Below are 16792 nucleotides of genomic sequence, written 5' to 3'. Positions count from 1 at the left end.
ATAGAACTTACTCTTTTTTGAGGAAATTATACTTCCCAAGCGTTTTTTTTACCTCTATCTTGAGTTCATTCTCATCCAAATCGCTACCATCCCGATTTGGAGAAGATGTATAGCAATCAGCCAAGCTGAAAAGCTCTGCTGCACAATACCCAACATCATTACTATCTTTTCTTAATGTCCCGTCATCGCGTTCTTTTCTCCACACATTAAGATACTGTGACTCATACTCATCAGCGGTTAATTTAGAGTCGAGTAATGCCTGCGCGATTTCAATCAACCTCATACTCATAACAACACTCCTTTTTCCATATAGTTTTTATACTGTGGCGTCCCAGGGCTTAATTTCATTCCCGTCGAGAAATATCCATCACGTCTAATTACAACAACATTATTGGTCCTTGAGTTAAAAAAGACTTTGGAGTCTTTCTCTCTTATGTAAGTCCCTTTTTCTACCGTGTCCTTATCATTCAAATGGGCCTCGAGCGCATCGCGATATTGAGTCAGAGTCTCTCTGTTTTTTCTGGTGTCCGCAACACCAAAGTCACTCGCGTGCTTGTACTTCTTATCCAGTTGCTGACGCGTAAAACGCCCCGAGTCCAACGGATCACTGACCATCACATAGACAGCTTCAACTCCGGTTTCCAGCGCATCCGGCTGCCAGAGGATAAAGTCTTGCAGATCCTGCACCACATCCGCCGGGAAGGTCGTGACCACGATGCTGTCCGCCTGCCTGATGCCGGACCTTGAAGGGTAACCGAGTAACCGTTATCAAATTAGCTCTTCACTTCCTTGCCATCGTTACGAAAAAATAAAATGCCCAATAGACTCTCGTCTATTGGGCGTTAGGGTCACTTTTGTTAACTATTCTGTCACTATGAAGGCGGTTCTTTTTACCTTCCCCCAATACCCAGATAATTTCAAATATACTAGAGCACCCATCCTAATAAGTGTTCAGATAAAATTGAATTTTTCTAGTGTCGTTATAACTGCGGCACGCAATCCGGCATCATCAAGTTCATAATCAGCACGTTCTGAATCAGGATTGTAAACTTCAGCTATCATAAATAGCTCTTCCCCACAATTCATAACGTTTCTATCCTGATCCTTAACCCCGTAGAGCATACGTCTTTCTACACATATTTTTTCGGAGAACTCCAATGCACCGACCTCTTTTCTTAGAAAACTCTTAGCCAGATCAATAATTGCCATCCGATTCATAAATCCCCCGTATCTAAATATATCCTACCGTTATCTGCGTCTGGATTTATCTTCCACCCTGATAAGAAATCGCCGTTTTCTTTTAAAACAGCAACATTCATTGTGTTAGGATTGAAAAACACCTTAGACCCTTTTTCTCGTCTATAAGTCCCTTTCTCAACCGTGTCCTTATCATTCAAATGGGCCTCGAGCGCATCGCGGTATTTAGCCAGAGTCTCTCTGTTTTTTCTGGTATCCGCAACACCAAAGTCACTCGCGTGCTTGTACTTTTTATCCAGTTGCTGACGAGTAAAACGCCCCGAAGGTGGTGAGCTTCGTAACACCTTCTGATAGCTAGGTTAGTTGATTGAAATACGAAAAAAAGCCCAACAAACGCTAGTTTTCCGGGCGTAGCTGAAATGCTCATTGCCGTTTAATCATCATAAGACGATTAGACACCGTTACCCTTGTTTGAAGCCCGGTTTCGCGTTCTTGGCACGCCATTCCTTAACTGTCTTAGTTACCCCTTCCGCTGAGTTATCCGCGCCAGAAACCGGATGATAGATGAGATCCCAGCCATCGGGGTGTTCTGTTAACTGACCAAATTGATAAATAGCATCATCATGCTCTGCTTCTGTAGGAAAATCGGCTTCTTTTATCCTCCTTACAAAATCAATAAATTGATTCTCTGTAAAGTCAGAAATGTTTTTAATCGTCATCTTACTTTCCTTTATGAATTTCGATATGTCGCTTAGGTGTCACCACATTAAGGTTATCGACATTGTAAACTTCACCACCTTTCGCCACTTCGTCCCGGTGATGAATCTCATACTTAACTCTTTTGCCTACTGAATCTTTAAGTTCGACCCAGTTTCAAACGCTCCATGTCATCAGAACCAAACTGTTTACTTAACTCAGGATCTGCGACAACTGCTTTCCAGAAAGTACTTCTGAAAGAATCAAAGCTCGCAAACTCCCGCCCACGCAGTTTATCCGCAATCTGGCTGGGAACCGGGGAACCCAGTTCCTGCCCCGCTGTATTCAACCAGCCGTCCCCCACTTGCTGCCCTTTACCGCTCACTTTACCCGGAGTTTACATCGAACTTCATAGCACCTTTAGATAGCTAGGCGAGCTGATTGAAATACGAAAAAACGTCCAACAAACTCTGGTTTGTTGCACGTTGCTTAAATCACCATCAGTGTTTACTAACCATAAGGCGGCTTAACGCACGGTTACCCCTGCTTGAAACCGGGCTTACCGTTTTTGGCGCGCCATTCTTTGACCTCTTTTACAATACCTTCAGGACTATCATCTTGACCATCTTTAGGATAATAAATCAGGTCAGAACCGTCAGGGTGTTCTGTTAAATTTTCAAATTTCAAAACGGCGATAGTGTGATCATTTTCTGTTTTATAATCAGAGACATTGCAAATTTTTCTAACGAAATTTAAAAACTCAGTTTCTGTATATTCTGAAATAGTGCTCTTTTCCATCTCATTTACCTTCTTTATGGATATCAATATGACGTTTTGGCGTCATTACACCTAAATTATCAACATCATAAACAGCGCCGCCATCTTTAATCTGTCTTATGTGGTGAAGTTCAAATCTAGCCCTTTCTCCAACACGTTCTGATTTGGGACTAAATGGAGAATATCCATTTTTTAAGTTTTCTAGATTATTACCTCTAAATTGTTTGCTCAACTCAGGATCTTTCCCCACCTCAGTCCAGAACGCCTTACGAAACGCGTCAAAGCTCGCAAACTCTCGCCCACGCAGTTTATCCGCAATCTGGCTGGGAACCGGGGAACCCAGTTCCTGCCCCGCTGTATTCAACCAGCCGTCTCCTACTTGCTGTCCCTTTCCGCTCATTTACCCTAAGTCTACTTTAGACTGCGCAGCACCTTCAAATAGTTAATCGAGCTGATTAAATACGAAAAACGCCCAACAAACACTAGTTTGCTGGACGCTGATGAAATGCTCATCACCGTTTATTAATCATAAAATGATTAAACTCGGTTACCCTTGTTTGAAGCAAGGCTTACCATTTTTGGTTCGCCACTCCTTAATTTCTTCGATAACGGCTTCAGGGCTTCCATTATTATTTCCTTCGGGATAATAAATCAAATCTGAACCACTAGGGTGCTCAGTAATATTGATAAAACTCTCGAGGTTGTTATCTTGAGTTTTCTCATCACCGTCACAATTAATGATTGCTTCAATTAGTTTTTTGAATTCAATTTCAGTGTAATCACTGATGTTTTTTTTCAGTTCCATTACTATTTACCTCTATGAATGTCAATATGGTGTTTAGGTGTAAGCACACGGAGATTGTCCATATCATAGACTCCACCATCCTGACTGATTAGTTTATCATGATGAAGTTCGAATGAACGCCGCCCCCCAACAGTATCTTTATTTCTAGCACGTGGAGCCAACCCTTGACTCATTCGTTTTTTATTAGCTGGAATAAATTGTTTACTCAGTTCAGGATCTTTCCCCACCTCAGTCCAGAACGCCTTGCGAAACGCGTCAAAGCTCGCAAACTCCCGCCCACGCAGTTTATCCGCAATCTGGCTGGGAACCGGGGAACCCAGTTCCTGCCCCGCTGTATTCAACCAGCCGTCTCCCACTTGCTGTCCTTTACCGCTTACTTTACCCGGAGTATATCTCGGACTGCGCACCATCACATAGACAGCTTCAACTCCGGTTTCCAGCGCATCCGGCTGCCACAGGATAAAGTCTTGCAGATCCTGCACCACATCCGCCGGGAAGGTCGTGACCACGATGCTGTCCGCCTGCCTGATTCCGGTGCCGGTATGCACTGGCGATTTAGGCCCCGGTGAGCCGTTGCCAGTATGCGCCGGCGCTGCCGGCCCGGTCGGTACCGGGTTAATCAGTATCGTCCTCGCCGGCCCCCCCGCCATTGCGGGCAGCGTGATTTTGTCCAGCCCCGTCAGCTCATCGCGAACGGGTCTGAATACCGGCACGCTCGGCGATACGCCGCCGACGCCCGTTCTGACGAAGTTGACGCTCTGTCTCCCGTCATCGTCAGTGGTGACAAATCCGCGCACCGGCAAATCGACCGAGGTCATGCCGGGCTGGATGGTCGCCCTGCCCGCCGCCGCCAGGCTCGCCTGGAGGGCAAACAGATTGACATCACGCCCTGGCACCCGATCGCTCCCTGCACCGACCTCCGTCGGGTAGAAGCCGAGGGCAAAAGCCCCCAGCACCGATCCAGCGGCGACTGCGGTGCCGGCGCGTATACTGCCAACTTCGTAGGCCGCCCGCCACGACGCGCTCGCTGCCCAGCCAGCCAGTTCGCTCGTGGTCGTCATCACACCTTGCCCGACCATCGACGTCTGCAGCATCGCGGGCGCGCGGTTAAGCACCATGGCGCCTGCGGCAGCCAGTGCCGCATTGGCCGCTTTTAGCTTTTCCGGGGAGTATGCCGGTGCATCCAGAATCCCCGCTTTGGCGAACAACGCTTTTCTTGCGGCTTCCGCCTTGCGGGCTTCTTCTATTTTTCGAGCCTCTTCAGCCTTACGGGCTGCCTCGGCCTTGCGGGCTTCTTCTGCTTTTCGAGCCTCTTCAGCCTTACGAGCTTCTTCGGCCTTGCGGGCCTCTTCTGCTTTCCGAACCTCTTCAGCCTTACGGGCTGCCTCGGCCTTGCGGGCTTCTTCTGCTTTCCGAGCTTCTTCAGCCTTACGGGCCTCTTCGGCCACTTCTCGTTCTACCTGTTTAAATTGCTGGTAGGCCGAGGTTAAAGAAGGCACTTCGACATTACGTTGCCGATACCCTGTGCGATCGCTCCCTTTGCCGCCGCCGTTGATCTCATACTGCTCAGTAATTTCGGTCATTACCCTATTATTATCAAGCCAGAAACCCGGTGGAATTTTCCCATTAAGCACCTCGGAATAGGTGGCTAATGACGCCTTATCCTCTGCGGCAGAATTGTTGCCGTTATTGTTCCCGTTGGGTACGTTCTGATAATTACCGATTCTATGATTGGTATCGATATTGCCAGCGAACACGATCCCGCCTTGAGCAGGCAACCCCACGCCAAGTACATTTTTAACTTGTGAGACAGAGGTAATAGCCCTGCTAACGGCGGCTTCATCGCTTGTACGAATTTCACCAACCTGCACCTGTATTTTTCCGTCAGCCTCCACACTTTTCAAAGCTACCTTTGCATAAGCTGTAACCGCACGTACTTTTTTTTGTAACTCCTTCAGGATATTACTAACTTTAGGGTCATTTTTGATTGCGTTCACCTGTCGCCGTATTGCCGCTCCTTGGGAGTCTCCACTGCTGCTACTGTCCCTGCCACCCTTACCGTTCCCCCCCTCCCAGTTGGTACTGTTATCTTGACCGGGATTTAAACCGTGTACTCCATCGATATGCACATCCCCCATGCCAGGAATATTTGTATCCATAGATCCACCGTGTCCTACATTGGGCCCCTGGTCTGAAGCCCCACCTTTAATACCGCCAGTTGGGCCACGGCTGTCTTTTCCATCTCCGCCACTCATGTGTCAGTCCTTTTATTTCGTTATTCGGCAGCAGAGTAAATTCTTAAGTGCTTATTACCTGCAACACCATCGATTAATACTCTGCGCAACCTACAAAAAAGTTTATTCATCAGGCGATCGCAATCGCTTTTTCCAAAGCAACCAATCGAGCTTCAAATGCTTCGCGCTCGGCATCTCGAAGTGAGCGCTCCTCCTTAAGCGCCTCAACCAGCAACGCCACCACGCCGTTGATATTGATGCCCCGCGCATCCTTCAGCACGCTGCCGTCGTTGAGCTTCAATTCGGTTTGGGTGACCGCCTGCGGCAATACGCTCTCCACTTCCTGAGCGATCACCCCGGCTTCAGGCACGCCCTGTTTGAGGTAGGTGTAGCCGCCGATGCGGGCTAGTTTGTCCAATGCGCCTTCGATTTGGGTGATGTCCGTTTTCATGCGGGCGTCGGAGCTGCTGTTCCAACCACCTCCGGTAACGGCATAGCCATCTTCTTTGAAAACGAACCAACTATTCCGACCGCCATTGCCCACGTTGATAACGAGTTCGTTGTATTTCACATGGTCATGGTGATAAATATTGGCATGCTTGTTATTCGGAGCTTGCAAGTACAATCCCTTGGTAAGGGATTCTTTATTGCTATCTGCATTCTGAGGAGGGCTGGCAAAAAACCAGCCGTCAGAATTGCGTTTGGTCAATTGCCCGACGGAAAGTTCCGCGTTAGTTCTGACCTGAAGTTCGTTCCAATTCCCCTGCCAGTCGCGGTAAGAAATTAACCCGAAGTTATCCTTCCCCGGAATGACGCGGGATCCCAACATGGTGGTTGTGGTGACATTGCCGCTAGTGAAATCACTTTTTAAAGGTGCGGAGTTATAGATTTGTCCATTGATAAGCGGGGTCGGGCCGGTGGTCGAGGTGGAGATACCTGCGTTGTGTGACACCACCGCCCCACCAGAAATGTCCACGCCGTTTTGCATCGCAACCCGGCCAGAAGCCAAATTGAATGAGAACGGGCGTAAGGTATTCCACTGCCCGTTAAGCGCCTGCCCTACCGGCGTCGTCAGCGCATAAAAATCGCGTCCATCGTTGCGCAGCATCACGCCGGTATTGCCATTTGCCAGCCGAAAACCGTTGGCCGATTTGGAGACGATTTCACCGTCGCTGACCACGCGCTGGCGCAGCGTAGACAGCGATTTCAGTTCGGCAATATCGTCGTTAACGCCGTTAATCACCTGAGCATTTTTCTTTTCTTCTGCCATGATTATTACCCTCTTACGTCCTGTTTGATGGCGGTTAACAGCGCTCATTCCCCCAGCATTCCCTGGCCACTGGGCTCACCGCACCGAAGCTGTAAAACCGGTTAAGCACACAGCAATCCTGTATGCATAACCAGCACTCTATCTCTGAGGATAACGGGATTCCCTCACCACGGGTTGTATGGTCAAGGGGACAACAATGAGGCAGGGAACGATAAGAGAACGGCGGGCGCGCTGTGCCCGCCGGGCGTATCAGAAAAGGGAATGCGGGCCGGCGCAAGCCGGCCGGGGAACGAAGGTGTTTACCGCGCCCTCTCGGCGGCCAGCGCCGCGATGCGCATGATCACCGCCACCGCTTGCTCCATGCCTTCCAGCGTCACGAACTCGTGCTTGCCGTGGTGGTTGTAGCCGCCGGTGAACAGGTTCGGGCACGGCAGGCCGCGGAACGACAGCTGCGCGCCGTCGGTGCCGCCGCGGATCGGCTTCATCACCGGTTCGATGTCGCAGTCGCGCATCGCCTGCTGCGCCAGCGCAATCACGTGCGGGTGCTCCGCCACCTGTTCGCGCATGTTGTAATAGCTGTCTTCGATGCTCACTTCGATATAGCAATCGCGCGGCAGGCCTTTGCCGACCTCGCGGGCGATGTCCACCATCTTGCGCTTCCGCGCCTCGAACCCTTCGCGCTCGAAGTCGCGCAGGATATAGTGCATTTCGGCGCGCTCTACGCTGCCCTTGATGCTGCTGAGGTGATAAAAGCCCTGGTAGCCTTCGGTGGTCTCCGGCGCTTCGTCCGCCGGCAGCGCCTGATGAATGCGGGTGGCCAGCGACAGCGCGTTGACCATCACGCCCTTGGCGCTGCCGGGGTGCACGCTGTTGCCGAGGATTTTGATCGTCACCGAGGCGGCGTTGAAATTCTCGCACTCCAGCTCGCCGACGCCGCCGCCGTCCACGGTATAAGCCCATTCGGCATTGAAGGCCGCCACGTCGAACAGCTGCGCCCCCTTGCCTACCTCCTCGTCCGGGGTGAAGGCTACGCGGATGTCGCCATGCGGGATTTTGCGCGCGCGCAGGCGCACCATGGCGGTGAGGATCTCGGCGATGCCGGCCTTGTCGTCGGCGCCCAGCAGCGTTTTGCCGTCGGTGGTGATCAGGGTTTGCCCCAGCATCTGGTGCAGGATCGGGAACATCACCGGCGACAGCACTTCATCGCCGATGCCGAGCGCGATGTCGCCGCCGCGATAGTTCTCGACGATCTGCGGATTGACGTGTTTGCCGCTGAAATCCGGCGAGGTATCCAAATGGGCGATAAAACCGACCGCCGGCACCGGCCAGGCGACGTTGCCCGGCCAGGTGCCCATCACGCAGCCGTGTTCGCTGAGCGACACCCGCTCGAAGCCGAGCGCGATCATTTCCTGCTGCAACGCGCGCGCCAGCTTCAACTGCCCGTCGGTGCTCGGCACATGCTTTACGTTCGCTTTGGACTGGGTGTCGAAAGAGACGTAGTTGAAAAAGCGGTCAAGTAATTTGTCCATGGTAGCGGCCCCTCAGAATATCGCGTTTCATTATGCGGAACCGATCAGGATCAAATATTGCGTCAGGTCATTTTTAACCAGAATTCGCCAATATCATTAATCTTTGTGATGATTTCTGAGGGAAATAACACTGTCATCACAGGGTCATTTGTCGCTATCATGATGAAAAACGCGGCATCTGGGCCGGATTGGCTTTCAATTCCGGCATTCAGCGTCTATCATGCGCGCTCGAAAAATTTCCATTGGCGCAACTGGTTTGAGCTTCATTTGATCAGCGGGCATCCCGCAAGCTCCGGCAGTCTTTTCCAGTTGCGGTTCTATCTGCATTAGCCCACGGGATAGAGTAATACGATAAATGACTGAGACATCCTCTCGAGCACCCCTTGTTGAACTGCATGCCCTGAGCAAAGCGTTCGATGGCAAAACCATCATTGCCGATCTCGAACTGACGATTAACCACGGCGAATTCCTCACCATTCTCGGCCCCTCCGGCTGTGGCAAAACCACGGTGCTGCGCCTGATCGCCGGTCTGGAAGACGCCGATTTGGGCCGCATCGTGCTCGACGGCCAGGACATCACCGCCATTCCGGCCGAGCATCGCCACGTCAACACCGTGTTTCAGAGCTATGCGCTGTTTCCGCACATGTCGGTGTTCGACAACGTCGCCTTCGGCCTGCGCATGCAAAAGGTGCCGGCGGCGGAACTGACGCCGCGCGTCGAAGAGGCGCTGCGCATGGTGCAGCTGGATGCCTTCGCCCAGCGGCGGCCGGGCCAGCTCTCCGGCGGCCAACAGCAGCGCGTGGCCATCGCCCGCGCGGTGGTCAACAAGCCGAAGGTGCTGCTGCTGGACGAATCGCTGTCGGCACTGGACTATAAGCTGCGCAAACAGATGCAGAACGAGCTGAAGGCGCTGCAGCGCAAGCTGGGCATCACCTTCGTGTTCGTCACCCACGATCAGGAAGAAGCGCTGACCATGTCGGATCGCATCGTGGTGATGCGCGAAGGCCGCATCGAGCAGGACGGCACGCCGCGCGAGATCTACGAAGAGCCGAAGAACCTATTCGTCGCCAGCTTTATCGGCGAGATCAACATTTTCGACGCGGTGGTCTTGCAGCGCCTCGATCCGCAGCGGGTGCGCGCCAACGTCGAGGGCCGCGAGTGCGACATCTACGCCGATCTGCCGGTGGAGCCGGGCCAAAAGCTGAAGGTGCTGCTGCGCCCGGAAGACCTGCGGGTGGAAGAAGTGAACGACAGCGCGCAGCACGACGGGCTGATCGGCTACGTGCGCGAGCGCAACTACAAAGGCATGACGCTGGAATCGGTGGTCGAGCTGGAGAGCGGTAAAATGGTGATGGTCAGCGAGTTCTTCAACGAAGACGATCCGGACGTCGATCACTCGCTCAATCAGAAGATGGCGGTGACCTGGGTTGAAAGCTGGGAGGTGGTGCTGGCCGATGAAGAAATCGCGTAAAGTCTTCCAGAATGTGGTGATCGTCGGCGTCGTCGCCTGGCTGCTGCTGTTCGTGTTCATGCCGAACCTGATGATCATCGCCACCAGCTTCCTGACCCGCGACGACGCCAATCTGGTGCAGATGGTGTTCACGCTGGACAACTACCGGCGCTTGTTCGATCCGTTGTATGCCCAGGTGCTGCTGCACTCGCTGAACATGGCGCTGATCGCCACCCTGTGCTGCCTGGCGATCGGCTACCCGTTCGCCTTTATCCTGGCGCGGTTGCCGCAGAAGGTGCGGCCGCTGCTGCTGTTTCTGCTGATCGTGCCCTTCTGGACCAATTCGCTGATCCGCATCTACGGCCTGAAGCTGTTTCTCAGCACCCGCGGCTATCTCAACGACGCGCTGCTGTGGATCGGCGTCATCGACAAGCCGCTGCGCATCATGTACACCTCGGAAGCGGTGATCCTCGGCCTGGTGTATATCCTGCTGCCGTTTATGGTGATGCCGCTCTACTCCAGCATCGAAAAGCTCGATAAGTCCTGCCTGGAGGCGGCGCGCGATCTCGGCGCCGGCAAGCTGCAGACCTTTATCCGCATCATCGTGCCGCTGACCATGCCGGGCATTATCGCCGGCTGCCTGCTGGTGGTGCTGCCGGCGATGGGGCTGTTCTTCGTCGCCGATCTGATGGGCGGCGCCAAGAATCTGCTGATCGGCAACGTGATTAAAAGCCAGTTCCTCAATATCCGCGACTGGCCGTTCGGCGCGGCCACCAGCATCTGCCTGACGCTGGTGATGGGGCTGTTGCTGCTGGTCTATTACCGGGCCGCCCGCCTGCTGAACAAGAAGGAGGATCTGGCATGATCGGACGTCTGCTGCGCGGCGGCTTTATGGCGCTGGTGTACGCCTATCTGTATATCCCGATCGTCATCCTGATCGTCAACTCCTTCAACGCCTCGCGCTTCGGCATCAGTTGGCAAGGAGCCACCACCCAGTGGTACAGCACGCTGCTGAATAACGACAGCCTGCTGCAGGCCGCGGGCCACTCGCTGACCATGGCGGTGCTCTCCGCTACCTTCGCCACGCTGATCGGCTCGCTGACCGCGGTGGCGCTGTACCGCTACCGCTTCCGCGGCAAGCCGTTCGTCGGCGGCATGCTGTTCGTGGTGATGATGTCGCCGGACATCGTGATGGCCATCTCGCTGCTGGTGCTGTTCATGCTGCTGGGCATTTCGCTCGGCTTCTGGTCGCTGCTGTTCTCGCACATCACCTTCTGCCTGCCGTTCGTGGTGGTGACCGTCTACGCGCGCCTGAAAGGCTTCGACGTGAAGATGCTGGAGGCCGCGCGCGATCTCGGCGCAAGCGAGTTCACCATTCTGCGCAAGATCATCCTGCCGCTGGCGATGCCGGCGGTGGCGGCCGGCTGGCTGCTGAGCTTCACCCTGTCGATGGACGACGTGGTCGTCTCCTCCTTCGTTACCGGCCCGAGCTACGAGATCTTGCCGCTGAAGATCTATTCGATGGTGAAAGTCGGCGTCTCGCCGGAGGTCAACGCGCTGGCCACCATTTTGCTGCTGCTGTCGCTGGTGCTGGTGATCGCCAGCCAGTGGGTGATGCGCGATCGCGCGCCCAAGGCCGAATAATCCTCCCCGCCGGGCGCTGCGGCGCCCGGTTGTGATCCCCTTCACAATCGGCACCGGTTGTCACTCCCTGACCATCGGTGCCTATTTCCGCCCCGCCGATTGCAGCGGCGAAAACTTCCCCCTATAACTGAATCCAGGCAAGGTGCCTTATTTTTTTCTCGCTTCCAGGGAGTTTATTCAGCAACGTCGTCATCCATTAAAATATAAAAAGGAACTGCCATGAAAGGTATTATCGATAATATCTTAAGCAAGCTGCAGCTTTTCTCCAAAGCCATGATGGGGCCGATATTTTTCCTGCCGGTGATCGGTCTGATTCTGGCGCTCAGTTCTATTCTCACCAATGCCACACTTATCAATGAACATTCCGCCGTGTTCTCTATCGGTAAAATGATCGGCGATACCTTCTGGCCGTTATTCGGCAATCTCGGGCTGATTTTCTGCATCGGCATCACCTACGGCCTGGCCAAAGACAAAAAAAGCGAAGCGGCGCTGGTTGCGGTGATGTGCTTTATCATGTTCCTCGGTGCCAATTCGTCTTATCTGCAACTCAGCGGCCACGTCGCGGCCAAGATCAACGGCGAATATTACGGTACCGGGCAGACTGAACTGCTGGGCTTTACCGTGGTGGATATGGGCATTTTCCTCGGTCTTATCCTCGGCGTCACCATCGCCTGGGTGCACAACCGCCTGTGCAACGTCGAACTCAACGGCGTGTTCTCGGTCTACGGCGGCGCCAAACTGGTGCTGATCGCCATGACGCCGATCATCATGCTGTACGCCGTCGCCTTCAGCTACCTGTGGCCGGCCATCTCACAGGGCCTGATCGCGCTGACCGGCTTTATGAAAAGCTCCGGCTCGCTCGGGGTTTTCGTCTACGGCTTCTTCGAAAAATTCCTCATCCCCACCGGGCTGCACCACTTTATCTGGTCGCCGTTCCAGCTCACCAGCATCGGCGGTTCGATCGTGCAGGACGGCCAGACCGTCTCCGGCTCGCAGGCGATTTTCCTGGCCTATATGCGCGACCCGAGCATCTCGCCGCTGATGAACGAAGCGCTGCGCTTCTCGCAGCAAGGGATGGTGACCATCTTCGGCCTGCCGGGCGCGGCATTGGCTTTCTATCACACCGCCAAACCGGAAAAGAAAATGCTGGCCAAGGCAATTCTGATCCCGGCCATCACCACCTCGATCCTGGTCGGCATCACCGAGCCGATAGAGTTCACCTTCCTGTTTATCTCTCCGCTGCTGTGGGTGATCCACGCCGTGTTGACCGCGCTGTCGCAGGTGGCCTGCAACCTGTTCCAGGTGCGCCCCTGGGGCGCCAGCGGGCTGGTCGAGTTCCTGGCCTACAACCTGCCGCTGCCGGTCTCCCTCACCCGCTGGCCGCTGTATGTGGTCATCGGCCTGGTGCAGTTTGCGGTGTATTACCTGGTGTTCAAAACGCTGGTGCTGAAGCTCAATCTGAAGACGCCGGGCCGCGAAGATGATCAGGACGTCAAACTCTATTCCAAACAGGATTACCGGAACCGCAAAAATACCCCGGACGAACTGAGCGGCATCATTATTCGCGCGCTGGGCGGCAAGGAAAACATTATTTCCGTCGACAACTGCTTCACCCGGCTGCGGGTGGAATTAAAGGATATGGCGCGGGTGGATGAAGCCGCGTTGAAAAGTACCGGCGCCAAAGGCGTGGTGAAGAATCGCCGTGAAGTGCAGGTGATTTACGGCGTCACGGTCGGCAAGGTCAAAAATCAGGTAGAGAAATATTTAGCGGCACTCTAACGCTTTATTAATGGGAGATATCGAATGAAATTAACCGTTCTCGGCGGCGGCGGCGTGCGTTCCCCGTTCCTCGCCAAATCCATCGCCTATAACGCCCATCGCATCGGCATTACCGAAGTGGTGTTTATGGATACCGATGAGCGCCATCTGGCGATCTACGGCGCCCTGGCGCAGGGCGTATTCCAGCGCATTCGCGGCGACATTGCTTTCAGCCTCAGCAGCGATGCGCGCCAGGCGCTGCAAGGCGCCGACTACATCATCACCACCCTGCGCATCGGCGGCGAGGAAGGCCGCATCCATGACGAGCGCATCGCGCTCAATCACCAGTTGCTTGGGCAAGAAACCACCGGCGCCGGCGGCTTCGCCATGGCGATGCGTTCGATTCCGGCGATCCTCGACTATTGCCGCCTGATCGAGCAGCTTTCCTCGCCGGACGCGGTGTTGTTCAACTTCACCAATCCTTCCGGCATGGTGACCGAGGCGATCATCAAATCCGGCTTCCAGCGCCGGGTCTACGGCATCTGCGACGCCCCCAGCGAGTTCATCCGCGAACTGGCCGAGCTGCTGGACTGCCGCGAAGACCAGCTGAGCGTCGACTGCTTCGGCCTCAATCACCTTTCCTGGTTCCGCAATGCGCGCGTCAACGGCGAGCCGGTCACGGAACGGCTGCTGGCGGATCCGCGCCTGTATCGCGAAACCTGCATGAAATACTTCTCGCCGGAGCTGGTGGCGCTGTCGGACAACCTGATGCTCAACGAGTATCTCTACTATTACTACTACCGTGAGCAGGCGATCGCCGCCATCGTCGAGGGCGGCGAGACCCGCGGCGAACAAATCGCGGCGATCAACCGCCAAATGCTGTCGGAGTTGGGCGAGCTGGACATCCCCCGTCAGTTGGAGCACGCCTTCTCTGTCTACTTCAGCCATTACCTGCAGCGCGAAAATTCCTATATGCAGCGCGAGTCCAGCCAGGGCAAGGTGAAAACGCGTGAGATGCTGACGCTGCAACAGTTTATCGAACAGCCTGACAGCGGCGGCTATGCCGGGGTGGCGATCGATATTCTGGAGGCGGTCAACAGCGGCCGGCAAAAACGCGTGGTGGTATCGATGCAAAACCGCGACACGCTCGATTTTCTGCACCCGGAAGACGTGATCGAAATCAGCTGCGAATTGAGCAGCGCCGGCATTCAGCCGGTCAAAATGCGCGATATTCCCGACACCCAGAAGAACCTGATTTCGCAGGTGAAAGAGTACGAACGGCTGGCTGTGGCAGCGATCCTGACCGGCAACCGCCAGTTGGCCATCAAGGCGCTGATGGTGCACCCGCTGGTCAACTCCTACTCGCTGGCGAAAACGCTGGTGGAGGAGTACCTGCAGGCCCACCGTCAGTATGCCGGGCACTGGCGCTAAGCGATGCGGCGCGGCCGTCAGCGGCCGCGTCGTTCAAACCAGGCGGTGATCACATTCTCGAATCCCAACAGACAGTGGCCGAAAAACGGATTGGGATAGTAGATATCGTGATCGTATTTTTGCCGGTCCTCAAACAGAAAGGTCATGTCGGCCTGCTGCGCCAGCGGGCTGTCGCCATCGCCGCAGAAGGCCGCCAACAGGATGCGGTTACGCTTCACCGCCTCGCTCCAGCTCAGCGCCGAGCCGCTGTTGCCCGACTTTGAAATCACGATCACCATATCGAAGCGAAAGCGCGTCTCACGGTCAAGAATGTCGAAATCCGGCCACAGCGACAGGTAACTGTCTACGCCCAGCGTCATAAACTTGTTGTACATATACTGCGCCACCAATTGCGAAAAACCGCTGCCGTGGATCAGGATTTTGCCGCTGTCGAGCAGATCGAGAAACTGCGCCGGCGGTGCCGCCGGCGTAGCGCGCTCCGCCTGATAGGCCGGCGCCATCGTCAGGTTGAATTTGATGAAATAGACCAGTTCGAGATAGCCGCGAAAGCCCAGCTTTTTGGCCAGCCGCACCAGCGTCGAGGGGGAACTGTAGCAGCGTGCGGACACCGCGCGGATGCCGTCGTCGATGCAGGCGTCCGGATTATCGAGAATGCAGTGCAAAATCGTCAGATCCGTCTTGCTGAGCTCCGCCTGGCTGAAGACCTGTTTGAAATTCATCGCCGCCCTCGTTTATTCGCCAAAATTATTGTTTCGCACGCGCTTCACCGCCTGTCCAGCGCGAGACAATCAAATTGTGATGCGCTTTAAGCCGCCAAACCCCTTGATTTGCCTGCGGGATAACCGCCTTTACCCACCCCGCCCCGCCCCCTATAATGGCCCCTTTCTGGGGTATGGCGCGGCCGAAAACGGCGGCTCATACGGGTTCGGCTCACTACTGCTGAAGGATACGCTGCATGAAAAAGTGGTCACATCTGCTCGCAGCCGGGATGATGGCGCTGAGTATCTGCTCTGCAAACGCCTCTGACGGCAAAACACTGTACTTCTATAACTGGACTGAATACGTCCCGCCGGGGCTGCTGGAGCAGTTCACCAAGGAAACCGGCATCAAGGTGATTTATTCCACCTATGAATCCAACGAAAGCATGTACGCCAAGCTGAAGACCTATAAAGACGGCGCGTACGATCTGGTGGTGCCTTCCACGTACTTCATCGCCAAGATGAGCAAGGAAGGCATGCTGCAAAAAATCGACAAGAGCAAGCTCAGCCACTTCAAGGATCTCGATCCTACCCTGCTGAACAAGCCGTTCGATCCCAACAACGACTATTCCATTCCTTACATCTGGGGCGCTACCGCCATCGGCGTCAACAGCGACGAGCAGGATCCCTCTACCGTTACCGCCTGGGCCGATCTGTGGCAGCCGCAGTACAAGGGCCGCCTGCTGCTGACCGACGACGCGCGCGAAGTGTTCCAGATGGCGCTGCTCAAGCTGGGCTATTCCGGCAACACCACCGACCCGAAAGAGATCGAAGCCGCCTATCACGAACTGCAGAAATTGATGCCGAACGTGCTGGCCTTCAACTCCGACAACCCGGGCAACCCGTTTATGGAAGGGGAAGTCAACGTCGGTATGGTGTGGAACGGTTCGGCCTTCGTGGCGCGCCAGGCCGGCACGCCGCTTGAGATCGTCTGGCCGAAGGAAGGCGGGATCTTCTGGATGGACAGCCTGGCCATTCCGGCCAACGCGCGCAACGTCGAGGGGGCGCTGAAGCTGATAGACTTCCTGCTGCGGCCGGAAATCGCGGTGCAGGTGGCGGAAACCATCGGTTACCCGACGCCGAACCTGGCGGCGAAAAAGCTGCTGTCGCCGGAGATCGCCAACGACAAGTCACTCTACCCGGACAAGGCGGTGATTGAGCACGGCGAGTGGCAAAACGACGTCGGCGACGCCAGCACGCTGTATGAGAGCTACTTCCAAAAGCTGAAAGCCGGGCGCTAATA

20 protein-coding genes and 1 pseudogene are annotated in these 16792 nt (G+C 54.8%); 8 read left to right on the top strand and 13 right to left on the bottom strand.

What is annotated here, in order from left to right:
• Nucleotides 1–7: 7 nt before the first annotated feature.
• The 12 genes and pseudogenes from ABTW55_RS21830 to pepT form a co-directional block, all read right to left on the bottom strand.
• A complete protein-coding gene (locus tag ABTW55_RS21830) occupies nucleotides 8–289 on the bottom strand; it encodes a colicin immunity domain-containing protein (protein WP_060420716.1) in 282 nt (93 codons plus the stop codon).
• Entirely contained in the window at nucleotides 286–714 is a 429-nt protein-coding gene (locus ABTW55_RS21825; protein WP_230122093.1) for a colicin D domain-containing protein, read from the bottom strand. Before ABTW55_RS21825 ends, ABTW55_RS21830 begins: the two co-directional genes overlap by 4 nt.
• Before the next feature lie 237 nt (nucleotides 715–951).
• Nucleotides 952–1209, bottom strand: coding sequence for a colicin immunity domain-containing protein (locus ABTW55_RS21820; protein ID WP_226873076.1), 258 nt, complete (start codon nucleotides 1207–1209; stop codon nucleotides 952–954).
• Between the two features lie 5 nt (nucleotides 1210–1214).
• Nucleotides 1215–1541 carry a colicin D domain-containing protein gene (locus ABTW55_RS21815; protein ID WP_072265006.1) on the bottom strand — a complete coding sequence of 109 codons (327 nt, stop codon included), beginning with the start codon at nucleotides 1539–1541 and terminating at the stop codon, nucleotides 1215–1217.
• Between the two features lie 117 nt (nucleotides 1542–1658).
• Nucleotides 1659–1916, bottom strand: coding sequence for a bacteriocin immunity protein (locus ABTW55_RS21810; protein WP_060420710.1), 258 nt, complete (start codon nucleotides 1914–1916; stop codon nucleotides 1659–1661).
• A gap of 1 nt (nucleotide 1917) precedes the next feature.
• Nucleotides 1918–2257, bottom strand: a pseudogene (locus ABTW55_RS21805) (HNH endonuclease signature motif containing protein).
• Nucleotides 2258–2430: 173 nt separating this feature from the next.
• Nucleotides 2431–2691 (bottom strand): bacteriocin immunity protein, encoded by a 261-nt coding sequence (locus ABTW55_RS21800; RefSeq protein ID WP_072265005.1) that lies wholly within the window; start codon nucleotides 2689–2691, stop codon nucleotides 2431–2433.
• A gap of 1 nt (nucleotide 2692) precedes the next feature.
• A complete protein-coding gene (locus ABTW55_RS21795) occupies nucleotides 2693–3070 on the bottom strand; it encodes a hypothetical protein (RefSeq protein ID WP_181423080.1) in 378 nt (125 codons plus the stop codon).
• 147 nt (nucleotides 3071–3217) lie between these two features.
• A complete protein-coding gene (locus ABTW55_RS21790) occupies nucleotides 3218–3475 on the bottom strand; it encodes a bacteriocin immunity protein (protein WP_042784274.1) in 258 nt (85 codons plus the stop codon).
• 2 nt (nucleotides 3476–3477) lie between these two features.
• Nucleotides 3478–5730 carry an S-type pyocin domain-containing protein gene (locus tag ABTW55_RS21785; RefSeq protein ID WP_072265004.1) on the bottom strand — a complete coding sequence of 751 codons (2253 nt, stop codon included), beginning with the start codon at nucleotides 5728–5730 and terminating at the stop codon, nucleotides 3478–3480.
• Between the two features lie 109 nt (nucleotides 5731–5839).
• Nucleotides 5840–6979: a tail fiber domain-containing protein gene (locus tag ABTW55_RS21780; protein WP_060420707.1), complete on the bottom strand. Its 1140-nt coding sequence runs from the start codon at nucleotides 6977–6979 to the stop codon at nucleotides 5840–5842.
• 299 nt (nucleotides 6980–7278) lie between these two features.
• Nucleotides 7279–8508: a peptidase T gene (pepT, locus tag ABTW55_RS21775; RefSeq protein WP_060420704.1), complete on the bottom strand. Its 1230-nt coding sequence runs from the start codon at nucleotides 8506–8508 to the stop codon at nucleotides 7279–7281.
• A 57-nt stretch (nucleotides 8509–8565) separates the two neighbouring features.
• Here pepT and ABTW55_RS21770 point away from each other — a divergent pair, with 57 nt between their 5' ends.
• The 6 genes from ABTW55_RS21770 (at nucleotide 8566) to ABTW55_RS21745 (ending at nucleotide 14791) form a co-directional block, all read left to right on the top strand.
• On the top strand, nucleotides 8566–8838 hold the full coding sequence (locus ABTW55_RS21770) for a hypothetical protein (protein ID WP_146224406.1): 273 nt from the start codon (nucleotides 8566–8568) through the stop codon (nucleotides 8836–8838).
• 25 nt (nucleotides 8839–8863) lie between these two features.
• Nucleotides 8864–9979, top strand: coding sequence for a spermidine/putrescine ABC transporter ATP-binding protein PotA (potA, locus tag ABTW55_RS21765; protein ID WP_060420701.1), 1116 nt, complete (start codon nucleotides 8864–8866; stop codon nucleotides 9977–9979).
• The gene (gene potB / locus ABTW55_RS21760; protein ID WP_033646379.1) at nucleotides 9963–10823 is read left to right on the top strand and encodes a spermidine/putrescine ABC transporter permease PotB; all 861 of its coding nucleotides are present in this window, start codon (nucleotides 9963–9965) and stop codon (nucleotides 10821–10823) included. The genes potA and potB overlap by 17 nt, the downstream gene beginning before the upstream one ends.
• Nucleotides 10820–11602 carry a spermidine/putrescine ABC transporter permease PotC gene (potC, locus tag ABTW55_RS21755; protein WP_033638190.1) on the top strand — a complete coding sequence of 261 codons (783 nt, stop codon included), beginning with the start codon at nucleotides 10820–10822 and terminating at the stop codon, nucleotides 11600–11602. Before potB ends, potC begins: the two co-directional genes overlap by 4 nt.
• A 219-nt stretch (nucleotides 11603–11821) precedes the next feature.
• Nucleotides 11822–13381, top strand: coding sequence for a PTS transporter subunit EIIC (locus ABTW55_RS21750; RefSeq protein ID WP_060420698.1), 1560 nt, complete (start codon nucleotides 11822–11824; stop codon nucleotides 13379–13381).
• A gap of 24 nt (nucleotides 13382–13405) precedes the next feature.
• Nucleotides 13406–14791, top strand: coding sequence for a glycoside hydrolase (locus ABTW55_RS21745; RefSeq protein ID WP_060420694.1), 1386 nt, complete (start codon nucleotides 13406–13408; stop codon nucleotides 14789–14791).
• Between the two features lie 17 nt (nucleotides 14792–14808).
• On the opposite strand, the gene ABTW55_RS21740 is transcribed toward ABTW55_RS21745, so the two are convergent.
• Nucleotides 14809–15510: a MurR/RpiR family transcriptional regulator gene (locus ABTW55_RS21740; protein ID WP_033638186.1), complete on the bottom strand. Its 702-nt coding sequence runs from the start codon at nucleotides 15508–15510 to the stop codon at nucleotides 14809–14811.
• On the opposite strand from ABTW55_RS21740, the gene ABTW55_RS21735 reads away from it, so the two are divergent.
• Both ABTW55_RS21735 and potD read left to right on the top strand, forming a co-directional pair.
• Nucleotides 15500–15817, top strand: coding sequence for a hypothetical protein (locus ABTW55_RS21735; protein WP_152903597.1), 318 nt, complete (start codon nucleotides 15500–15502; stop codon nucleotides 15815–15817). The two genes, ABTW55_RS21740 and ABTW55_RS21735, sit on opposite strands and share 11 nt — an antisense overlap.
• Entirely contained in the window at nucleotides 15747–16790 is a 1044-nt protein-coding gene (gene potD, locus ABTW55_RS21730; protein ID WP_033638184.1) for a spermidine/putrescine ABC transporter substrate-binding protein PotD, read from the top strand. The genes ABTW55_RS21735 and potD overlap by 71 nt, the downstream gene beginning before the upstream one ends.
• The last annotated feature ends 2 nt before the right edge of the window (nucleotides 16791–16792 follow it).

Origin of the sequence: Serratia sp. SM04, from assembly GCF_040280225.1 — a bacterium.
GTDB lineage: Bacteria > Pseudomonadota > Gammaproteobacteria > Enterobacterales > Enterobacteriaceae > Serratia > Serratia sarumanii.
The sequence above is the reverse complement of the archived record's forward strand: the minus strand, read 5'-3'. Positions and strand labels throughout refer to the sequence as shown.

What these genes read in the sequence shown, in the direction of transcription:
- ABTW55_RS21830 (WP_060420716.1), bottom strand. Translation starts at nt 289, where the DNA reads ATGAGTATGAGGTTGATTGAAATCGCGCAGGCATTACTCGACTCTAAA.
- ABTW55_RS21820 (WP_226873076.1), bottom strand. Translation starts at nt 1,209, where the DNA reads ATGGCAATTATTGATCTGGCTAAGAGTTTTCTAAGAAAAGAGGTCGGT.
- ABTW55_RS21810 (WP_060420710.1), bottom strand. Translation starts at nt 1,916, where the DNA reads ATGACGATTAAAAACATTTCTGACTTTACAGAGAATCAATTTATTGAT.
- ABTW55_RS21800 (WP_072265005.1), bottom strand. Translation starts at nt 2,691, where the DNA reads ATGGAAAAGAGCACTATTTCAGAATATACAGAAACTGAGTTTTTAAAT.
- ABTW55_RS21795 (WP_181423080.1), bottom strand. Translation starts at nt 3,070, where the DNA reads ATGAGCGGAAAGGGACAGCAAGTAGGAGACGGCTGGTTGAATACAGCG.
- ABTW55_RS21790 (WP_042784274.1), bottom strand. Translation starts at nt 3,475, where the DNA reads ATGGAACTGAAAAAAAACATCAGTGATTACACTGAAATTGAATTCAAA.
- ABTW55_RS21785 (WP_072265004.1), bottom strand. Translation starts at nt 5,730, where the DNA reads ATGAGTGGCGGAGATGGAAAAGACAGCCGTGGCCCAACTGGCGGTATT.
- ABTW55_RS21780 (WP_060420707.1), bottom strand. Translation starts at nt 6,979, where the DNA reads ATGGCAGAAGAAAAGAAAAATGCTCAGGTGATTAACGGCGTTAACGAC.
- pepT (WP_060420704.1), bottom strand. Translation starts at nt 8,508, where the DNA reads ATGGACAAATTACTTGACCGCTTTTTCAACTACGTCTCTTTCGACACC.
- potA (WP_060420701.1), top strand. Translation starts at nt 8,864, where the DNA reads ATGACTGAGACATCCTCTCGAGCACCCCTTGTTGAACTGCATGCCCTG.
- potB (WP_033646379.1), top strand. Translation starts at nt 9,963, where the DNA reads ATGAAGAAATCGCGTAAAGTCTTCCAGAATGTGGTGATCGTCGGCGTC.
- potC (WP_033638190.1), top strand. Translation starts at nt 10,820, where the DNA reads ATGATCGGACGTCTGCTGCGCGGCGGCTTTATGGCGCTGGTGTACGCC.
- ABTW55_RS21750 (WP_060420698.1), top strand. Translation starts at nt 11,822, where the DNA reads ATGAAAGGTATTATCGATAATATCTTAAGCAAGCTGCAGCTTTTCTCC.
- ABTW55_RS21745 (WP_060420694.1), top strand. Translation starts at nt 13,406, where the DNA reads ATGAAATTAACCGTTCTCGGCGGCGGCGGCGTGCGTTCCCCGTTCCTC.
- ABTW55_RS21740 (WP_033638186.1), bottom strand. Translation starts at nt 15,510, where the DNA reads ATGAATTTCAAACAGGTCTTCAGCCAGGCGGAGCTCAGCAAGACGGAT.
- potD (WP_033638184.1), top strand. Translation starts at nt 15,747, where the DNA reads ATGAAAAAGTGGTCACATCTGCTCGCAGCCGGGATGATGGCGCTGAGT.